The sequence below is a fragment of the Terribacillus sp. AE2B 122 genome, from assembly GCF_902497585.1.
GTDB lineage: Bacteria > Bacillota > Bacilli > Bacillales > Amphibacillaceae > Terribacillus > Terribacillus saccharophilus_A.
The window spans coordinates 135,122-154,123 of sequence record NZ_LR700942.1; the positions used below are offsets into that span (position 1 = coordinate 135,122).

The following is a 19,002-nucleotide window of genomic DNA, read 5'->3' on the forward strand; positions in this document are numbered from 1 at the left end:
CGCTCGGATATTGTAATGAATAGACTCTAGATTAATACATACTAAAAAGCTTTCCGTCGATAAATGTAACTAGTAATACTCCAAGAAGCTCCGTAAATAGCTAAGCAAAGAAGTATGGCACTTGTATAGAAAATTGGCACGGACAGATTAAGAAGGAAATCTGTAAAGGATGTCAGCTTTTCACCTAAATAAGATACTATAGGAGGAACTATGCCTGCTAAAACCAAGAAACTGATCATTGCTACCGGGAAGGTATAACCTGGTTTTATGATATAAGACATGGGTAGGTAAAAAGATAACAGGAATAAGGCTAAACTGCTGCTTATTGCAATGTCTGTTATTGAGAAAGGTTTATTGAATACATACAATAAGATACTTGTAACCCCAGTTGCTAAGATTAAAAAGACAATTGCTCCTATATATCGGGATGAAATAATTTCGATGCGTGTATAAGGAAGCGAATTCAATAGTATGTTAGTTTCTGTTTTTTCATCGTAAGCAAGCGTATTAATTGGAAGGATAACGCTGGCAAGTAGGAAGATAAAAGCTGGATGCTGCCTGTCCAATAGGACAAAGAATAATACTAATAGTATAAACACTAACAGCTGCCATTTTTGCAGAATAAAGTCGCGCTTGATTAAATTAAACATGCTGCATACCGCCTTTCAAATGAAACATAATATCTTCAAGTGTGGCCGGCTCAATAACAACGCTGTCTCCAAAAGTATTTTCTACATCATTAACTTCTTTTGTTAATTCTTCAAATCCAGTAGATAAGCGGTTTATATGCATGAAAGCCTTTTCCGTATCTCGATCCAGAAGCTCGGTTCTTCCTTTAACGAGAGCATAATTTTCCGTTATGTCATGAATGGAGTTATTAAAAACTAATTCCCCACGGTTTATGAAGGCTATGTAATCTGCGATGCGATTCAAATCTGTTGTGATGTGGGTGGAGAAGAAAATGGTGCGGTTACCGTCTAACATTAATTCCTGTAAGACCCCAAGCAGTTCCCGTCTGAAGATGGGGTCCAAGCCAGCTGTCGGTTCATCCATAATGATCAGTTCAGCATGATGAGACAAAGCAATCGCCAGGGAAGCCTTCATTTGCATACCTTTTGAGAATTTCTTGATTGATTTATTAAGCGGAAGCTCAAATTGTTCTACATATTGAGAGAATAGTGCATCATCCCAATGTTTGTATGCTGGTGCGACAATACGTTTAATATCTTTTAAATTCAAATTCTCAAAGAAGACATTGCCATCGTAAACAAATCCAATTCGTTCCTTGATCGCTTTCTCATGTGTTTTGTAGTCCATGCCAAAAACACTTACTTCACCAGTATCAGGTCTTAACAGATTCATGATCATCTTTATCATTGTTGACTTACCGGCACCATTTGCACCGATAAAACCATGCACAAAGCCTCGTTTTACTTGTAAATTGATATTTTTAACAGAGAAATCTTTAAATCTCTTTGTCACGTTATTAAATTCGACTACGTTCTCCATTACTTTCACTCCTCGTATAAAATCTTAATTAATTGCTGCAAATCACCAAGGGATAAGCCGATTTCCCTGCTGTTAGTAATGACATCGCTTAGCTGTTCTTCAATCACTTTTAGTTTTTTCTCTTTTATAAACTCTACATCTTGTTCAGCAACAAATGAGCCTTTGCCGACAATGGAGTAAATAAATCCTGCCTTTTCCAGTTCTTCATAAGCACGTTTAGTCGTGATAACGCTGATTTGTAAATCCTGTGCGAGTTTGCGCATGGATGGAATAGCGGCTCCCTCCGGCAGCTCACCCGATAAAATGGACGATTTAATTTGATTTGTAATCTGCTCATAAATCGGCTCCTTTGAATTGTTGGAAATAATAATTTGCATGTGATCCCTCTTATTCTATTTTTTGGAGAAAAGTAACGCGATAATATCTGCCACTGCCACAATAAGTAGTGCAATGATATGGACAACCATGACCATATTGAAGAATGGGTACGAGTATGGCGTAATCCATTCTGTAAAAAGTGATAAATCTAATATAATTCTGAACGTTCTGGGGATGAAGCTGTCACTATCGTTTATATTCGGTTCCAAGGAAGTCCCATCCACCAATATAAAGATTACTTGTACAAATAGGAAAACACCAAGGTAGGTTATCCAGCGCCGTATCGGAGTTAAAGTTGGGGCTTTTTTCCGTGCTATTCAACTTAAGTAACCCTCCTTTTAGTGTATTGATACTGCTATATTGTATATGTTTTATGTATACAATATATACAAAGTTGAAGAAGTGTGCAACCATTTTTGTTAAATTAAGGAGATTAATGGTAGATTATACACTCAATTGGCTTGAGAAGAAGGGCTCAGAATATTTTAGATTATGTGATCCGGGCTTTTATACAATAGAGTTGGAAGCTCTAATGATTCTTTTATTAAGTCAATAGTTGGGATGAAGTTTAAAATATATTCAGATAAATATATTTGTGGTAAAAAGTAAGAGTGAGATGAATTCATAACCTTATCTGAGAATAAGAGAAGCAAATCCTAGTGAGTTATAAATAATCTTAGGGAGGGTGAATAGGCCATTAAATCTGTGACGGTTTATCATTATGATGCATTTAGTAAAGAACCTTATATGGGGAATCCAGCTGGAGTAGTGTTGAATGGAGATGAATTGACAGGTGCTGAAATGCAAGAGGTTGCTTCCAAAGTCGGCTTTAATGAGACTGCTTTTTTGACTGAATCAAATGCAGCTGACTTTAGAATACGATTTTTCACACCGGGTCATGAGATGAATTTATGTGGGCATGGAACAATGGCAACTGTTTATGCTATGAAAAATAAAGGAATATTGGGAGATAAAGCAGTTATAGCAATTGAAACAAATGCTGGTATTCTGCCGATTAAATTAAACCCCTCGAATGAAGGTGGGGTTTCTATAACCATGAAACAGGCTGCTCCGAAATTCAAAGAATTTATGGGCTCAAAGGATGCTTTGGCGAACTCAATAGGGTTAAGAGAAACAGATTTTCATAAGGATTTACCAATCCTTTATGGAAGTACCGGCACTTGGACGTTGCTAATACCGATAAAGGAACTTGGTGCTTTTCAAAAAATGAAACCGCACAATAGACTCTTTCCTGAAATCTTGAAAGAGATACCAAAATCATCCTTACATCCTTTTTGTCTGGAAACCTTTGATCCCAATGCTGATATGCACGCTAGACACTTCTCATCACCCTATTCAGGGACCATTGAGGATGCAGTAACAGGCACTGCTTCAGGGGTCATGGGAGCTTATTATGCAAAATACATTAAGTCTGATGATCCTCTAAACCTTATAGTGGAGCAAGGTCATGAAATTGGCAAAGATGGCCGGGTAGCAGTACAAGTCACAAAGGGTAGTGATTCGCTGGATATTGAGATCACTGGAAACGCGATTTACATTAAAGTAATTCAGGTCTTGTTAGGAATTTAAAGGTTTATTAACTAAAGGGAATCTTATATTCTCTCAAACAAACATATATCTAAGACGGCTGCACATAAATAGAATTGAAGCTCCTACTTTACATTACTTGAAGCTGCTGCATCATCGAGCACATGATTCGTTTTGGAAACTGTATTCTTTTTACAGTGCCGTCCATAATCATTTCAGCACTTGTATGGGGAATGAAAAGAAGCCAGAGTCAATTTGATTTGCTTCTTGATTATTCACTGGATGTCCTAAATGATCACGAAAACTTTAGATGCGTTATCCCATAGCGGAAGTTGAATATATGCTAATGTTAGCTGCAATTCAGCAACTTATTAGAAATTTTGACTTTTAACAAAAAAACAGATCTACCAATGTAGATCTGCATCTCTAGAAAAAGTGAGAAAGTTAGAAAATAAAGTTCAGTTCAACCATGCTACCCGTTAGATCACTTTAGAAATGGAAACAGTTTTTTTAGAATCTACTACTTTTCCAATCGTTATAAAAGTCTATTAGTGTTGAATGTATTGCATGTAAAGCCATTAAAATTAAATACAGCATCATAAAGGTAGCAATTTCTCCAGTAAAATAGGCGATAATCGCAATAATTACTAACCAGAAGTACAACATAATCTTATTCTCATTCATTTTTTAGAAACCCTCCATCATCTCCTTTTATTCTAGCTTAAGGTAGGATTTTTTCATACAAATTCTTAAAACTCCTGGACAATTATAAGGTATACAGGAAAGAATAAAATTCCTAATGGCTGTAATAATTAAAACCACCACTTGGTAACACCTCCGCTAACAATCGTTAACAATTCGCGAATACTGTTCACCCTCCGTCTCTGGTTTACATAAGCTAGATGGACTAAATAAATACCTGACGCAGCAACCCTGAAGATAGCAAGGAGGGGTTAACATTTGAAGGATAATGACTACAGGCCAAAACAATTACTCACCAAGCGAGAAAAAGAAGTCTTTGAACTATTGGTTCAGGATAAGACAACCAAGGAAATCGCCCAAGAACTGTTTATATCAGAAAAAACAGTGCGGAACCACATATCGAATACGATGCAGAAACTGGGAGTAAAGGGACGGTCTCAGGCTGTAGTGGAGCTCCTTCGTATGGGGGAACTGAAGCTCTGACAGGCATGGCTCGCCTGTCGACTGACATAGCTGTTTATAAGCGAATAGAGAGTACTGGCTTGCTGTGACGGCTAACTAAAACCGACTGTGATGGTCGGTTTTTTGTTTCTACATAAATAGTAAGCATAAAACATTTGCTGATCACTAACCCTTAATTGTGTTAATCGCTTACAATGTAACTATTAGATGCTTTAGCGAAGGAGATTGTCATAATGAACTATATAGAGAGAATCAGCTATATTGAAGTGCCTGCACCTGCCGAAACATCGGCGGAAGCACCAGTGGATTTAATTGATGAAACGATGCAGCTTCACAAAGAGAAAATGATTGCTCAAATGAAAAACGCAGATTTAGATGTTCTTCTTGTTTATGGTGACCGTGAACATGGTACCAACTTTGGTTATCTCACAGGTTTTGAGCCAAGATTTGAGGAAGCTCTTTTGGTTTTACATAGTAATGGGAGTGCTTACCTGTTATTAGGTAATGAATCTCTCCGAATGAAACAATACAGTCGTATAGAAGCAGAAGCTATCCTGGTCCCGTACTTTTCTCTGCCTAATCAGCCGATGCAGACTGAAAAAACATTTGCAGAACTTATTGCATCTGCGGGTGTCAGAGAAGGTATGCGTGTTGGTATAGCGGGATGGAAAATGTTTACGAGTCCTTATGAAGACAATCAACAGCTGTTTGATACGCCGTATTTTATCGTTAATGCCGTGAAAGAGCTTGTGAAAGATACTGGTAGTGTTTTAAATGCCACTTCATTATTTATTCATCCTGGTACGGGTGCTCGTACTTTAATGAATGCAAACGAAATCGCTCATTATGAATTTGGAGCATCACTTGCATCGTCCCGAATTTTACGAGTGCTGGATCAATTAGAACCTGGAAAAACAGAGATGGAGCTTGCGGATGGACTAGCTGCCTATGGACAGCCGAATAATGTTCAGACAATTTGTGCCACGGGTGATCGTTTTACGAATGCAGTAGTAGCACCAAGAGCAAAGAAAGTAGAGTTAGGTGATAAATTTTCGGTCACAGTAGGTTACAGGGGAGGTCTTACTAACCGATCGGCATATGTTGTATCATCTGCTGAAGAGCTGCCAGCAGATGTATCTGATTATATTGATATAGTTGCTAAGCCTTATTACGCCGCAAGTGTTGCTTGGTATGAAAATGTGAGGCTTGGTATGACTGGCGGAGAGATGTATGAGTTAATTGAATCTGTTTTGCCTAAATCAAAATATGGGTGGAAACTTAATCCTGGTCATTTGACGGCGGGTGAAGAATGGATGTCTTCCCCAATCTATCCCAATTCAGAAATCCGACTTGCTAGCGGCATGATGCTCCAAGTGGACATTATTCCTAGTATTCCAGGGTACGGTGGAGCGAATGCTGAAGATGGTATTGCGCTAGCGGACGAAGAACTGCGAACAGAATTGGCTACTCACTATCCGGAATTATGGGAAAGAATCCAAATGCGCAGAGAGTATATGATCCAAACTCTTGGTATTCAACTTCATCCGGAAGTGCTTCCGATGTCTACAATCAACGGTTATTACCGCCCTTATTTATTGAATAAGAAGTACGCGTTAACAGTAAATCAACAGTAGTTAATTTGGTCGGATAAATGCATAATCTGCATTTATCCGACGATTGGCCACTCTATATTTACCGCAGTAATTGTGTTTAAAAAAACCGTTCTTAATTTAATAAGAACGGTTTAAAGTTTTATATAGTCTTTCCCATTGAAATAGATGCTGTATTATACCCGAGCTTTTTATATAACTTATATGCCCCGGAATTATTTCCAAAAACACTTAATCCTAACGAAGTAATTCCTTGATTTTTCATATCTGACTCTAACTGCTGAAGAACAGAAGTTGCATATCCTTTCTTTCTGAAGTCCTCATAAACAAGGATATGAAATACAAAAACTTTTTTACTGTCAGGTTGTATGTTATACCAAATGACCCCGATATTTTTCTCCTTTTTGATGGAATAGATATTGTACACTGATTGACCGTCAGATTCCTGTTTGTCAGGCAATATATTGTCCATAAATTGCCTTGATTCTTCCAAAGCTAAATACGATGGTAAAAGAAAGTTATCGGATAGATCCTTCGCATACTCAGATATAAAATCTTCTATGTATCTATCAAATTCGTCCTCAGTCATTTTCCTTAATTCTGTCCGCATAATTTCGCTCCTTCTAAACTAATAGCTCTTTGCTTGATTTTACCATTTATCTGGTTCATTTATAATCTAATTACAATAGCTGTCGAGGTTAGGTACATATCACATTTTAAATGCATGGAATAAAGTGAATAAATTTATGTTATTCTGTAAAAACAGGAAAAGATTATGCTGGAAATTAAGCTTATTTTCGTTTTAAGGAGTGAAGATCTAATGGATAGGATAACGATTGACAGTAGTATAGCGACAAATATCTTTGTAGGCGTAATTATTGTACTTGTAGCCGCTGTAGTAATTGCCTTAATAGCCATCCGAAAGAAAAAGCGGGACGAAGATCAAAATCATACGCAGTCAAAAGATAACTTACAATCAAAGAATAAATCAGATAGCGATGGGAATTCGACCATACATACGCCTGTAATGGGCGCAGCTTCAGAAAGTGATAGCAATAATAAGCGATATCATGATACCGATTTAAGTTCCCAGTCTTACGATTCCGGTCCGAGCAGCCCTTCCTACGATAGTGGAGGTTCAGATGGTGGAGGGGGCGGCGGTGGAGAATAACTGCATACTGTCCTCCAATCTGTAGAAACCGGCTTAAGAGCGGGTTTCTTTTATCGTTGCAGGTATTTTCTATATTTGTCGAATTTGCACAATGCGCTTGATACGTATGGTAAAAATGTAATTGAAGACCAAATCGGTTGGTGGTAGAGTTGCTGGTAATTGAGGAGGAATAACTTGAATAAAAACAAGAAAATATTTCTCGTAAATGCTGTCATAAGTGGTTTTATTGCTTTTTTCATTGCTGATTTTTGTGCTTCGGGTACGATAGCTGAAAATCCTACCGACCAAAAGTACGTAGCCCCAGAGTTTTTTGTGATCTTACTGATGTGGGCTATAGGTTTCTTATTTGGATTGATAACCTCACTTAAATTCCCATCCGAGCAATTTCGCGTTTTCGCTATTGTAATAATGTGGGTGTCGATACCGCTTGGCTTTCAAATTGGAATGGTGTGGGCTATATGGGCTAATGAATCCAGCGTGGCATACGCGATTCAAGAAGTTTTGGTTGAACAATAATATTTAAAACACATAGAAAAAAGCTCTAAGCTGATTTTTTATCGTAAAAGCAGGTATCCCTCCAATTCTGTCGAAACTGTACAGAAAAGGAGGGTTTTCCGTGGAAATTGTGAAAAGTCCGTCGGTCGCTCCAGTCATTGCGTCGCTGCCGAGTTTGCAGCAGCAGATTTACCGGGATGTTCGAGAAGCTTTTGTGCGTGTTACCGAAGCAGGGGTATATTATATGGCTGATGAAGATGATGAGATTGTGATGATGCCGTTCGCTGAGAAGCATCACTTAACGCTCGCGGAAGTAGCATCACACTATTGTGCAGCAGAATGCAGCATCGCGGAATTTCAGGCAGCTTACTTGGGAAGCTCTCCCCCTGCGGATTTTGAGAAGTGGGCAATGAAGAAGGGGAATACGGTTGTCAGCCGATATGATGATGTGCAGAAGTGCATAATGGTCAGCATTAATGGGTGTAAAGCCGTGCCTTATCATGAATTACCGGTTTCCTCCTTTTCGGAGTTGTTTCGATCGTATACATTCAGTTCATTGTTCAAATAATTAGTAGTAAAAACCGACTCCGATTGAGTCGGTTTTTTTATATGTTCAGCTTCGGCGAGGGCGAATTACATGCAGTACAGCGTTTTTAACGGTATCATTAAGGATAGGATAGAAAAGTCAGATATCGATCGACACCTTGTAGGGGGATGTACATGCAAGATTATATGGTAACGAATCAATTCATTTTTCTCTTCGCGCTGCTGCTTATTGTGAGTGTAGTGGTGACGAAGTTTTCGACGAGGCTGGGTGTTCCGGCTCTTGTCTTGTTCATCGCGGTCGGAATGATTGTCGGAAGCGATGGTTTTGGTCTTGTTTATTTTGATAATGCTCATTTGGCGGAGGCAATCGGTATCTTCGCGCTGATTGTCATTTTGTTTGAAGGCGGTCTTCATGCGAATTGGCATTCGATGAAGCCGGCACTTGCCCCGGCAATTACAATGGCAACGATTGGGGTGCTGCTGACAGCGGCAATCGTCGCTGTTGCTGCTCACTATATATTTGATTTAACGTGGCTGGAATCTGTTTTAATCGGATCGATTGTCGGTTCGACGGATGCTGCCGCTGTGTTCTCTGTTTTGAAGGGACAGAATGTCAAAGAGAGGCTTTCTGCGACATTAGAGGCTGAATCTGGTACGAATGATCCGATGGCCATGTTCCTGACGATTACTTGTATCGAATTAATTAGCGGCCACGGCCCCGGCGTTCTTTCCATGATCGGCAGCTTTATATGGGAAATGGGAGCAGGAGCAGCGATGGGGCTGCTGATCGGATTCGTAGCTGTAACAGCGATCAATCGGATCAATCTGGATACGAGCGGTCTTTATCCGTTGTTCGCGCTCTCGTTCGCTTTGGTAAGCTACGGATTGACATCCGTCATCCATGCTTCCGGATTATTGGCTGTATATGTCAGTGCGCTTTATATCGGAAATGCGGAAATTACGTACCGCCGCTCGATCATCCGTTTCAATGAGGGCTTCGGCTGGCTTATGCAGATATGTATGTTCGTCTTGCTCGGCTTGTTCGTTTTTCCGGGGGAATTGTTTACACCAAATCTTATGATTAAAGGATTCTTGCTGTCGATCGTATTGATCTTCCTGGCACGTCCATTAGCAACCTTCCTATCGATGCTCCCTTTCAAGTATACAGCCAAAGAGAAAGTGTTCATTTCCTGGGCAGGTTTGAAAGGTGCCGTACCGATCGTGCTTGCACTTTTCCCGCTCATTGCTGGTATCGATAATGCCCAGCTAATCTTTAATGCTGTTTTCTTCGTCGTCCTCTTATCGACTGTTCTGCAAGGCTCGACGGTCACGGCACTTGCGGCGAAACTTAAATTGGTGGAACCGCCGACAACGAATGAAATTGAGACGCTCGAATTGATCAGTATAGGACGGAACAATCTCGAGATGGTAGAATATAAACCAACGGAACTGAATGAAATATCCGGCAAACGGCTGGAGGATCTCAGCTTCCCTGAGACGACTTTAATCAATGCCATACTCCGAAGCGGCGAGATTATTTCGCCGAACGGACAGACAGTTATCAAAGCAGGCGACACATTGTATATCATGGTTGCTTTACAATATAAGAAACAACTCGCAAAATATCTGCGCAGGAATAAACTAACGAAAGAATAGCAGGAGGAATGAATAGTGCACGACATACTGACAGCTGAAAGGATTGCAGCGATTGAGAAGGAACTGCGACATATTGCCGCAATCATCAAGCAAAAAGGACGGGAAATCCTCCTGCAGTATCCGATTACGGCACCGCAGTTCGTCGCGCTGCAATGGCTGGCGGACAAAGGAGATATGACAACTGGCGACCTTTCCCAAACAATCAGGCTTGCCATCAGTACGACGACCGATATCGTTGACAGGCTGGAGAAGAATGAGCTTGTGAAACGTGTACGTGACGAGAAGGATCGGCGTATTGTACGGGTGCATATCCTGAAAAAGGGAGAGCAGATCATCTCGGAAGTGATCAAAAAGCGTCAAGCATATCTACAAGAGCTGCTGGAAACTTTTTCACTGGAAGAGGCAGACCAGCTGCAGTTGCTCTTACATAAATTACACGGTAAAATGAATGATTACGAACAGCTAGAGGCTAAAACAGAGAAGAAAAAGAGGAGATAAACGTGGATTATCCGATTGGTGTCATTGATTCAGGAGTAGGCGGCTTGACCGTTGCAAGGGAGTTGATGCGTCAGCTGCCAAAGGAAAACCTCATCTATGTCGGGGATACACTGCGCTGTCCATACGGTCCAAGGCCGGAAGAAGAAGTGGTGGAATTTACATGGGACATGGTGAACTTCCTCCTGGAAAAGAACATCAAGATGCTCGTCATCGCCTGTAATACAGCTACAGCTTTTACATTGGAGGAGCTGAAGCAGAAGCTTGATATACCGGTTGTCGGTGTTATCGAACCAGGCGCCCGTGCTGCAATTAAAACGACAAAGACAAATCATATCGGTGTACTCGGTACAGAAGGCACGATCCGCAGCCATGCGTACCGTAAAGCGCTGAAAAATATCAATAGTGAACTCGAAATTGAAGGACTTGCGTGTCCAACATTCGTTCCAATGGTAGAAAAAGGTGTTGTCTCAGGACCATTGGCTCTCCAGGTCGTACAAGATGCACTGACACCATTGAAGGATTGGAAAGAGATGGACACACTCATTCTGGGGTGCACGCATTACCCGATCATCAAACCGGTTATTGAAGAAGTAATTGGTGAATCGGTGGAAGTAATCAGTTCTGGTGACGAGACAGCTCGTGAGGTAAGTGCAATTCTCGGTTTCAAACGAAAGCTCTATGAAGGGAATCGTCCTGTTAATCATCAATTCTATGCATCTGGAGATACGCATCTCTTTATGAAGATCGCGAATATGTGGCTGCAGCGGCCAGTTAATGAAGTTGGAAGGATCCAGCTCGGCAGCAAACAATCTATTTGAATAAAGATGGTCTAAAACCTTTGATGGCTCGTATACATGATAGTACAAACCATCAAGGGGGAAGAAGTGCGTATGAATAAAAAGATTGCAGGTCTTTTCACTAGTGTAATAGGCCTTTCCATTTTATTGGCCGGATGCTCCTTAAAAGGAGAACAGGCTGTCGACGAAGTGGACGTGCCGCAGGATACAACTTATGTGGACGAGCTGGAGAAAAACGCGCTTGATCCTGGCGCAGCAGAAGCACCAGCAGAAGGAGAAACACCGGCTGAAGGAGACGCTCCGGCAGAGGGTGAGGAAGAACAGCCTGAAGAGGGTGCTAAAGAAGGCGAATCCGCTACCGCAAAACGTCAGTTGTTCCTGATGGATGCCAATGGAATGGTCGTACCGATGACATTTGAACTGCCGCAGACGAATGAAGTAGCAAAAGAAACATTGGAATACCTCGTAAAGGACGGTCCAGTAACGGACATGCTTCCTAACGGCTTCCAAGCAGTATTGCCGGCAGGAACAACGATCAATGGTATTGATGCGCAGGAAGATGGCACTTTGATTGTTGATTTCTCGAAGGAATTCAATGAATACGAAGCAGCCAGTGAGAAGAAGATTCTTGAATCCATTACGTACACATTGACACAGTTTGAGAATGTGAAAAATGTGGCCATCCGCGTAGAAGGACAAGAATTGGCGAAAATGCCGGTTGATGGCACGCCTATCGGGAAAAGCTACTCCCGTGCTGACGGTATCAACTTGATGGATAATGGCATCACTACTGTGAACAGTCAGTCTGTCACGCTATACTTCCCAGCAGAAGCAGTAGACGGCACACCTTATGAAGTGCCAGTAACAGAGCGTATGAACAGCAATGCAGAAAACGACTACGAAGAGATCGTTAATGCACTGATTGACGGACCAGCTATGGACAGCAATTTGTCCAATGTCTTCAATACAGGCTCGGCACTCGCTTCTGAGCCAACATTGAAAGAGGGCGTGCTCAACTTGGAATTCAACACGGAGGTATTGAGCAACGTGGATGAAGCCGCAATCACAGATCAGCTTATGGAAACACTTGTTATGAGCTTGACAGAGCTTGAAGAAGTCGAAGCTGTATCCGTTAAAGTAGAAGGCGTGGAAGAAGTGTTCAATGAGCACGGCGAAGCATACGCTGAGCCTGTCTCAAGAGAACAGTACGTTCCAGCTGAAAAGTTGTAAAAGCAGAAAGCCCGGTCATTTGACCGGGCTTTTAGTTTTTATAAGGTCTAATCGTTTACCAAAAAAGTGTTATATTTAATCTTGTATAAGAAGATTGAAAATTGAGTATTAAAGAGCGGGTGTGAAAAATGAAAAGCCTTGATCGTATTTTAGTAACACTTGCAATTGTAATATTGATTATCAATTATCCTATAAATAGGTGGCTCTTCTCAGAACCACCTGACACGACTGGAACTTTTATCACGCTTATATTTATCTGTGTCGTTTTGTTTAGGCTGATTGATAGAGACAAGAAATGACATTCAGTTCAACTTTTTAATCACTGAATTTTTGCAAAGAGTAATTGCAGAGCGCTATACTGGAAAGTAGCTTTTCTTCTTACATAATTTTTAATTTGGTTTCAAAAAGGGTACAGATATGCAGAAACGTTCATTGGAGGGTTAAACATGGATAAAATCATTATCGCAACAAAAAATGCCGGAAAACTGAAGGAATTTAAAGCCTTTTTCGAAGAATACGATATTACAGCTTACGGACTCGATGAATTATCACAGCAATTCGATGATATTGAGGAAACAGGTACAACATTCGAGGAAAACGCAGCACTGAAGGCAGAAACAATGGCAGGTCACCTGCAAGTCCCTGTGCTGGCAGATGATTCAGGATTAGAGATTGATGCACTTGAAGGCCGCCCAGGCGTTTATTCGGCTCGTTATGCTGGAGAAGAAAAAAGTGATCAAGCAAATATGGATAAAGTGCTGGAAGAACTGAAAGCTGTACCAAAAGAGGAGCGTACTGCTCGATTCGTATGTGTATTAGCCGTTTCGCAGCCTGGCAAAGAAACGTTCTATGCGAGAGGCCATGTGGAAGGGAAAATCACAGATGTGCCAAGCGGTGAACATGGATTTGGCTACGATCCTGTCTTTCAGCCAGAAGGCTATGATAAAACGATGGCGGAGCTCAAACCTGAAGAGAAAAATCAAATCAGCCACCGGAAACAAGCGATGGTACATTTGGAAAAATGGTTGAATGACCAAGCGAAGTGAGGTTAGAGGATGAAGATACTGATAACGAGTGACAGTCACGGTTTGACAACTGAAGTAAACATGCTGAAGCAGCGACATGAAGACGAAGTTGCGGCATATATTCACTGTGGTGATTCGGAGCTGACTTTTGATGCACCAGAGATGGAAGGCTATTATCGGGTCGCTGGAAACTGTGATTATGACGGAGCATATCCAGAAGTGGAGGAGCTGACAGCATCTGAACTGCCGATCCTTATCACACATGGTCATCTATATGGAGTGAAATCGAGTCTCCGTCCTTTGGAAAAGCTGGCAGCGGAAAAAGATGCGAAGATTGTTTGCTACGGTCATTCCCATGTAGCGAGAGCGGACGTAATCGACGGCAGGCTGTATATCAACCCAGGCAGTATCCGATTGCCAAAACAGTCGCCATATCCGACCTATTGCATTCTGTCCTACGAAGATAAAATTGCAACGGTTCGTTACTATACGTTGGGTGGCGAAGAAGTACCGGAACTGGAGAAATCCGTCACATTCAAGTAAGCTCGGACAAAAAATTGTAACGTTTCTATTGCCGAATTACCTCACACATACGTTATACTAGTGTTTGAATGAATTGAGGTGATTTTGTATGAATGAAGCCGATTTCGGTTACAAACCAAATCATAAAAAACGCAATTATCGTCCGCTTGTTATTTGGCTGACCATCATCATTGATGGATTAGTTGTCGTATTGAGCGGCTTACCGCCAGTCGAAGGCTTCGATTTATTCGACGTACACATCCTGCCAATGCTGAACGCTATCTTTAACAGCTTTACGTTCGTCTTCCTGCTGTTGGCATTGATCTTCATCATGAAGAAGAATATCATCTGGCATAAGCGCTTCATCTATTCTGCTTTTGTCACAACTACATTGTTCTTGATTTCTTATGTAGCTTATCACTATTTGGCAGGAGATTCATCATTCGGAGGCGAAGGCATCATCCGTCCGATCTATTTCTTTATCCTTATCACGCACATCGTGCTGGCAGCAGTCATCGTACCGCTAGCTCTTGCATCGATAACACGTGCTTGGAATATGGACGTGCCAAGACACCGAAAGATCGCCCGCTGGACAATGCCATTATGGCTTTATGTCAGCCTTACAGGCGTCATCGTTTACTTGATGATCCGTCCGTATTATTAAGGAGTATTGCTCCGGGTAACCGGAGCAATTACTTAATTTCAAAAAAACTGTTGACTATATGTTATATATCATGTAGAATAAATCTTGTCCTTAAGAGAGGACAGCATACATAAAAGAAACACGCGGGTGTAGTTTAGTGGTAAAACCTCAGCCTTCCAAGCTGATGTCGAGGGTTCGATTCCCTTCACCCGCTCCATGTCCCAATAGCTCAGCTGGATAGAGCAACAGCCTTCTAAGCTGTGGGTCGGGGGTTCGAATCCCTCTTGGGACGCTAATGAGAAAAGCGCTAAAAACCTGGAAGACAAAGGTTTTTAGCGCTTTTTCTGTTGTTGAGAGATCCTTGGGGCAGATTAGTTAAACAATCGTGAGTATACAAAACTTATTCGTTTCCTACGTGTATCCTTAATAAAGTGATGATTTTCTGTTTTTAGTACAGGTAACAGAATATAAAAGCGCTAGAATTCCTAATATTAAAGGATTCCAGCGCTTTATTTACGTATTAGTGTTACCAGTATTTTTTTCATTGTTTTGAAGCTAGTACTTTTATTAACATTACTTTATGGCTTAAATGAAAATTGTAGTTCTAACTGGAATCTGTCATTACCCAAAAATAATAAAGGTGCAGGGGGAAGATATGTCCTAAACATACAGCCAGTCATCTTGCAATTAAACCCTTTACGCAGATTCTCGAACAATCAACTCTGGCTCTAGAATTAGTCGCTGCTGCTCATGGCTATCATCGGACAATTGCTGGAGTAAAAGCTTTGCGGCTTCTACCCCTGTTTGTCGAGGAAATGATGAGACAGTTGTTAAGGGTGGGTGATAGACATCTGATTCAGGAATATTATCAAATCCTACAATATCTATGTCCTGACCGGGATTAAAACCTTCCATTCTTAACCCTTGCATCACTCCGAAGGCAACTAAGTCATTAAAACAAAAAATAGCCGTTGGAGGATCAGGATTACGAAGGACTTGTAATACTGCCTCTAACCCACCTTCTCGGGTAGGAGGACTGTCTACTACTAAGTTATTGTCGATGATCAATCCCGCGTTATCATGGGCATACTGATATCCGTCCATACGTTCAATCCATGTCGAGGATGTTCGAACGCCTCCTAAGAACGCGATCCTTTTATGTCCCTTATCTATTAAGTGCTTAGTAGCCATCAGGGACCCTTTCCTATAATTTATGCCAACATAGTCACTTTTCACTTCCGGTAATTCTCTGACAGCAAGAACCATTGGTGTGTTCATCTGGTTTAATCGATTAACTGTTTCTGCATTACTCCCAGAGACCGGGTCGAGAATCAAACCACCGACTCTATGTTCCAACATGGTAGAAAGGAGATGGTCTTGCTTGGCAAGAGAATCAAAAGACGTTCCTAACAACACCGTATATCCGACCTCTTCTAGTGTTTCGTGTACACCTACCAAAAATTCAGAAATGAATTTATTAGAAATATCGGTGATAATCACGCCCACTGTATTAGAACTTTGTGACCTGAGATTTGCAGCAACTCTGTCGTATACATACCCTAATTCTTTCATTGAATTCATCACTGTTTTCCGCGTTTTATCAGATATTCTAGGATTGTTACGAACGACAAGGGAAGCGGTGGCGGTCGATACTCCAGCATGCTTTGCGACCTCTTGTAATGTGACTCGCTTTTTTTTAGGATGTTTCATTGTTGAATCACCATCTTGAATAGAATTTTAATTTCTTAAAAGAAAACTAATTATCGCAAATCATGCATTTCATATTACTTTTCTTTTGATAAGACGCAGGATTTCTCCAATATTGTTTCTCTCTTTATAGTACCTTTTTTTTATATAACCTACAATAACAGGTCATTCCATTGCATCATACATTTGATATCTGTCAAGTGAATTGTGAATAAAATCACATGTGTTATAAAGTGAATTCATGTGTTTGACACAATTTTAGTGTAGCAGTATAATAGCTGAGGCACACTTATTTTAGTTTATTTACTGCGCAGATTAATAAAAAAATAAGTGGAATAGATGGAGTAGAAAAATGTTTTAATATACTTCTCAATATGATGAGGTATACGTAATTACTGCATATTTTAATTTCAATGCCTATATGCATCTTTTCCAAGTAACGACTTTTAAAAGTGTTATAAAAGAAAAGAATTAATTGCACCATATTCCAACATTGAAGATTTTTTTATATGTTACTGTGACAGTAAGAGTTGTCACTTTGCTCCAATATAATGCGAAGGCCCAGTGCGTGAGGTACTCTGCACCATTAGTAGAACGATATACCAAATAAAAGATGTGGTAGATCAAGCTGTAGTCGTCACTAAAACTACAATATAATGCGAAGGCTAGATGTGTGAGACACCTTGAACTATTAGTAGAACGATATACCAAATAAAAGATGTGTTATAGATACAGCTGTAGTCGTCACTGAAACTCCAATATAATGCGAAGGCTAGATGTGTGAGGTACTCTGCACTATTAGTAGAACGATATACCAAATAAAAGATGTGTTGTAGATACAGTAGTAGTTGTCACTATGCTCCGAATACATTGAGAAGACCAAATGTGTGAGGTACCTTGAACTATTAGTAGAACGATATACCAAAATAAAAGATGTGTTATAGATACAGCAAAAGTTGTCACTATGCTCCGAATATATTGGGAAAATCAAATGTGGGTTATCTTACACTATTAGTAGAACGATATACTAATTTAATACATGTAACTGCATGAGTGTACGGAGAACTGATTAAATTAATAACTCAAGGTTAAAGCCATATTAAATATAAGAAGTGGTTACTGATGGAACATAACCAAGGAAATGAGTAATCAGTGCTTATTGAGAGGTGGCGGTTGATGAACAGGATTGAAGGACAAACACTTGTACTAATTTAATGTTTAATACTTTTATAGAGGGAATGGAGAATTTTTTTATGAAAAGTCCATATATAACTGCAGCAGGTGGAATGTATCTTAACTTTTTCATATTAGGAATGGTTAATATAATATTTGCATCAAATATGAGCAGTTTAACAGAACAATTGAATACCACTACTTCAGGAATCAGTCTTCTTTTATCTGCTTTCGGAATTGGGAAGCTTCTTACTTATGCTTTAGATGGATATCTATCAGACAAATTAGGTAGAAAACCATTAGTTGCTTTTTCAAGTATTTTAATGGCCATATTCTTAATCGGATTTCCTATGGCGCCTAATTATCAAATAGCCTTTGTTTTGGCCGTGTTGATGGGAATTGCAAACTCAGCGATGGATTCAGGGACATATCCAGCCCTTACTGAGTCTTTTCCAAAGTCTGCAGGAACAGCCAATGTTCTAGCAAAAGCATCTAATTCTGTTGGGGCAATCCTGCTTCCAATACTTATTACTTTTTTAGCTACTAATAATATGAGCTATAAATTTTCATTTTATATTCCAGCAATCGTAACAGTTATTGCGTTGGTCTTGATCCTTATTGCACGATTTCCGAACCATAAAAATGCAGAATCTGATAACGGAAGTACGAAACAATCTGAGGAAAACGTATTTTTATCTCAGCCGAAATTTTGGGTGGAAGGACTTGCCCTTATCGTTATTGGCTTTACCTCTTTAGGATTAATCATGATCGCGCCATTGTGGCTGCCTACTTTAGGTCAAGAAGTATTAGGTATGACTGATACGGAATCCGTAACAATGCTTAGCTATTATAGTACAGGAGCTTTTGTTTCTGTTATTTTGCTAGCTGTTGCACTGAAAAAGGTTCGCCCTGTGACAATTATGATTGTATACCCGATTATTACAGTTATTTCTTTGATTGTTCTTTTATCAGTAAACTCATTAAGTGTAGCAATCATCAGTGCTTTCTTTGTCGGTTTATCTATTTCTGGAGTACTGCAGTTAGCCATTACGGTAATCACGCAATTATTCTGGCAGAAAAAGGGCACGATGACGGGGATTATTTCAACATCGGGCAGTATAGCAGTTATTTCTTTACCGGCTTTAACCGGTGTGATGGCTGATACGACTAGCATTACTGCAATTATCTGGCTTGAAGTGGCCATTGCTGTGGTAGAAATTTTGGCGGCATTGGTAGTGATGTATCGATTTAATCTTTTGACAAGAAAAGGTTGAGTCATTAAAAAGCAAAAGTTTTTAATTTAATATGATTGAAAGATTTTAGTAGGAGG

The 19,002-nt window shown here is 40.2% G+C and carries 20 protein-coding genes and 2 tRNA genes; 16 read left to right on the forward strand and 6 right to left on the reverse strand.

From position 1 onward, the window contains the following. Positions 1–41 precede the first annotated feature (41 nt). From AE2B122_RS00680 to AE2B122_RS00695, 4 genes are read right to left on the reverse strand one after another with little or no spacing between them, the layout of a single operon-like run. On the reverse strand, positions 42–650 hold the full coding sequence (locus tag AE2B122_RS00680) for an ABC-2 transporter permease (protein WP_175072820.1): 609 nt from the start codon (positions 648–650) through the stop codon (positions 42–44). Then, on the reverse strand, positions 643–1,509 hold the full coding sequence (locus tag AE2B122_RS00685; protein WP_175072821.1) for an ABC transporter ATP-binding protein: 867 nt from the start codon (positions 1,507–1,509) through the stop codon (positions 643–645). Before AE2B122_RS00685 ends, AE2B122_RS00680 begins: the two co-directional genes overlap by 8 nt. Positions 1,510–1,514: 5 nt before the next feature. Further along, the gene (locus AE2B122_RS00690) at positions 1,515–1,886 is read right to left on the reverse strand and encodes a GntR family transcriptional regulator (protein WP_175072822.1); all 372 of its coding nucleotides are present in this window, start codon (positions 1,884–1,886) and stop codon (positions 1,515–1,517) included. Between the two features lie 15 nt (positions 1,887–1,901). Then, positions 1,902–2,204: a YfzA family protein gene (locus AE2B122_RS00695; RefSeq protein ID WP_175073269.1), complete on the reverse strand. Its 303-nt coding sequence runs from the start codon at positions 2,202–2,204 to the stop codon at positions 1,902–1,904. 379 nt (positions 2,205–2,583) lie between these two features. Here AE2B122_RS00695 and AE2B122_RS00700 point away from each other — a divergent pair, with 379 nt between their 5' ends. The 3 genes from AE2B122_RS00700 to AE2B122_RS00710 all read left to right on the forward strand — a co-directional run bounded on the left by AE2B122_RS00700 (position 2,584) and on the right by AE2B122_RS00710 (position 6,233). Then, a complete protein-coding gene (locus tag AE2B122_RS00700; protein ID WP_175073270.1) occupies positions 2,584–3,477 on the forward strand; it encodes a PhzF family phenazine biosynthesis isomerase in 894 nt (297 codons plus the stop codon). 918 nt (positions 3,478–4,395) lie between these two features. Further along, positions 4,396–4,620: a response regulator transcription factor gene (locus AE2B122_RS00705; RefSeq protein WP_038562019.1), complete on the forward strand. Its 225-nt coding sequence runs from the start codon at positions 4,396–4,398 to the stop codon at positions 4,618–4,620. Between the two features lie 212 nt (positions 4,621–4,832). Then, positions 4,833–6,233, forward strand: a complete 1,401-nt coding sequence (locus AE2B122_RS00710) for a Xaa-Pro peptidase family protein (protein WP_175072823.1) — start codon at positions 4,833–4,835, stop codon at positions 6,231–6,233. A gap of 118 nt (positions 6,234–6,351) precedes the next feature. Here AE2B122_RS00710 and AE2B122_RS00715 read toward each other — a convergent pair whose 3' ends face one another. Then, positions 6,352–6,819 carry a GNAT family N-acetyltransferase gene (locus AE2B122_RS00715; RefSeq protein WP_175072824.1) on the reverse strand — a complete coding sequence of 156 codons (468 nt, stop codon included), beginning with the start codon at positions 6,817–6,819 and terminating at the stop codon, positions 6,352–6,354. Between the two features lie 210 nt (positions 6,820–7,029). On the opposite strand from AE2B122_RS00715, the gene AE2B122_RS00720 reads away from it, so the two are divergent. The 12 genes from AE2B122_RS00720 to AE2B122_RS00775 all read left to right on the forward strand — a co-directional run bounded on the left by AE2B122_RS00720 (position 7,030) and on the right by AE2B122_RS00775 (position 15,084). Beyond that, positions 7,030–7,380: a hypothetical protein gene (locus tag AE2B122_RS00720; RefSeq protein ID WP_175072825.1), complete on the forward strand. Its 351-nt coding sequence runs from the start codon at positions 7,030–7,032 to the stop codon at positions 7,378–7,380. A 174-nt stretch (positions 7,381–7,554) separates the two neighbouring features. Then, the gene (locus AE2B122_RS00725; RefSeq protein ID WP_175072826.1) at positions 7,555–7,896 is read left to right on the forward strand and encodes a hypothetical protein; all 342 of its coding nucleotides are present in this window, start codon (positions 7,555–7,557) and stop codon (positions 7,894–7,896) included. A gap of 100 nt (positions 7,897–7,996) precedes the next feature. Further along, complete coding sequence (locus AE2B122_RS00730) at positions 7,997–8,443, forward strand: hypothetical protein (RefSeq protein ID WP_175072827.1); 447 nt, start codon at positions 7,997–7,999, stop codon at positions 8,441–8,443. A 152-nt stretch (positions 8,444–8,595) separates the two neighbouring features. Further along, positions 8,596–10,077, forward strand: a complete 1,482-nt coding sequence (locus tag AE2B122_RS00735) for a potassium/proton antiporter (RefSeq protein ID WP_175072828.1) — start codon at positions 8,596–8,598, stop codon at positions 10,075–10,077. Between the two features lie 15 nt (positions 10,078–10,092). Beyond that, positions 10,093–10,575 (forward strand): MarR family winged helix-turn-helix transcriptional regulator, encoded by a 483-nt coding sequence (locus AE2B122_RS00740; protein WP_254593386.1) that lies wholly within the window; start codon positions 10,093–10,095, stop codon positions 10,573–10,575. A 2-nt stretch (positions 10,576–10,577) separates the two neighbouring features. Then, on the forward strand, positions 10,578–11,393 hold the full coding sequence (gene racE / locus AE2B122_RS00745) for a glutamate racemase (protein ID WP_175072829.1): 816 nt from the start codon (positions 10,578–10,580) through the stop codon (positions 11,391–11,393). A gap of 72 nt (positions 11,394–11,465) precedes the next feature. Then, positions 11,466–12,602, forward strand: coding sequence for a GerMN domain-containing protein (locus AE2B122_RS00750; protein ID WP_175072830.1), 1,137 nt, complete (start codon positions 11,466–11,468; stop codon positions 12,600–12,602). A 446-nt stretch (positions 12,603–13,048) separates the two neighbouring features. After that, on the forward strand, positions 13,049–13,648 hold the full coding sequence (locus AE2B122_RS00755) for an XTP/dITP diphosphatase (protein WP_175072831.1): 600 nt from the start codon (positions 13,049–13,051) through the stop codon (positions 13,646–13,648). A 9-nt stretch (positions 13,649–13,657) separates the two neighbouring features. Continuing rightward, entirely contained in the window at positions 13,658–14,170 is a 513-nt protein-coding gene (locus AE2B122_RS00760; protein ID WP_175072832.1) for a metallophosphoesterase family protein, read from the forward strand. 88 nt (positions 14,171–14,258) lie between these two features. Next, positions 14,259–14,813 (forward strand): DUF420 domain-containing protein, encoded by a 555-nt coding sequence (locus AE2B122_RS00765; RefSeq protein WP_095220273.1) that lies wholly within the window; start codon positions 14,259–14,261, stop codon positions 14,811–14,813. Positions 14,814–14,935: 122 nt separating this feature from the next. Further along, positions 14,936–15,009 (forward strand) — tRNA-Gly (locus tag AE2B122_RS00770). A gap of 1 nt (position 15,010) precedes the next feature. Beyond that, positions 15,011–15,084: transfer RNA gene (locus AE2B122_RS00775), tRNA-Arg, on the forward strand. Between the two features lie 404 nt (positions 15,085–15,488). On the opposite strand, the gene AE2B122_RS00780 is transcribed toward AE2B122_RS00775, so the two are convergent. Further along, the gene (locus tag AE2B122_RS00780) at positions 15,489–16,502 is read right to left on the reverse strand and encodes a LacI family DNA-binding transcriptional regulator (protein WP_095220274.1); all 1,014 of its coding nucleotides are present in this window, start codon (positions 16,500–16,502) and stop codon (positions 15,489–15,491) included. 1,250 nt (positions 16,503–17,752) lie between these two features. Between AE2B122_RS00780 and AE2B122_RS00785 the strand changes: the two genes are divergently transcribed. Beyond that, positions 17,753–18,946, forward strand: coding sequence for an MFS transporter (locus tag AE2B122_RS00785; RefSeq protein ID WP_175072833.1), 1,194 nt, complete (start codon positions 17,753–17,755; stop codon positions 18,944–18,946). Positions 18,947–19,002: the final 56 nt, after the last annotated feature.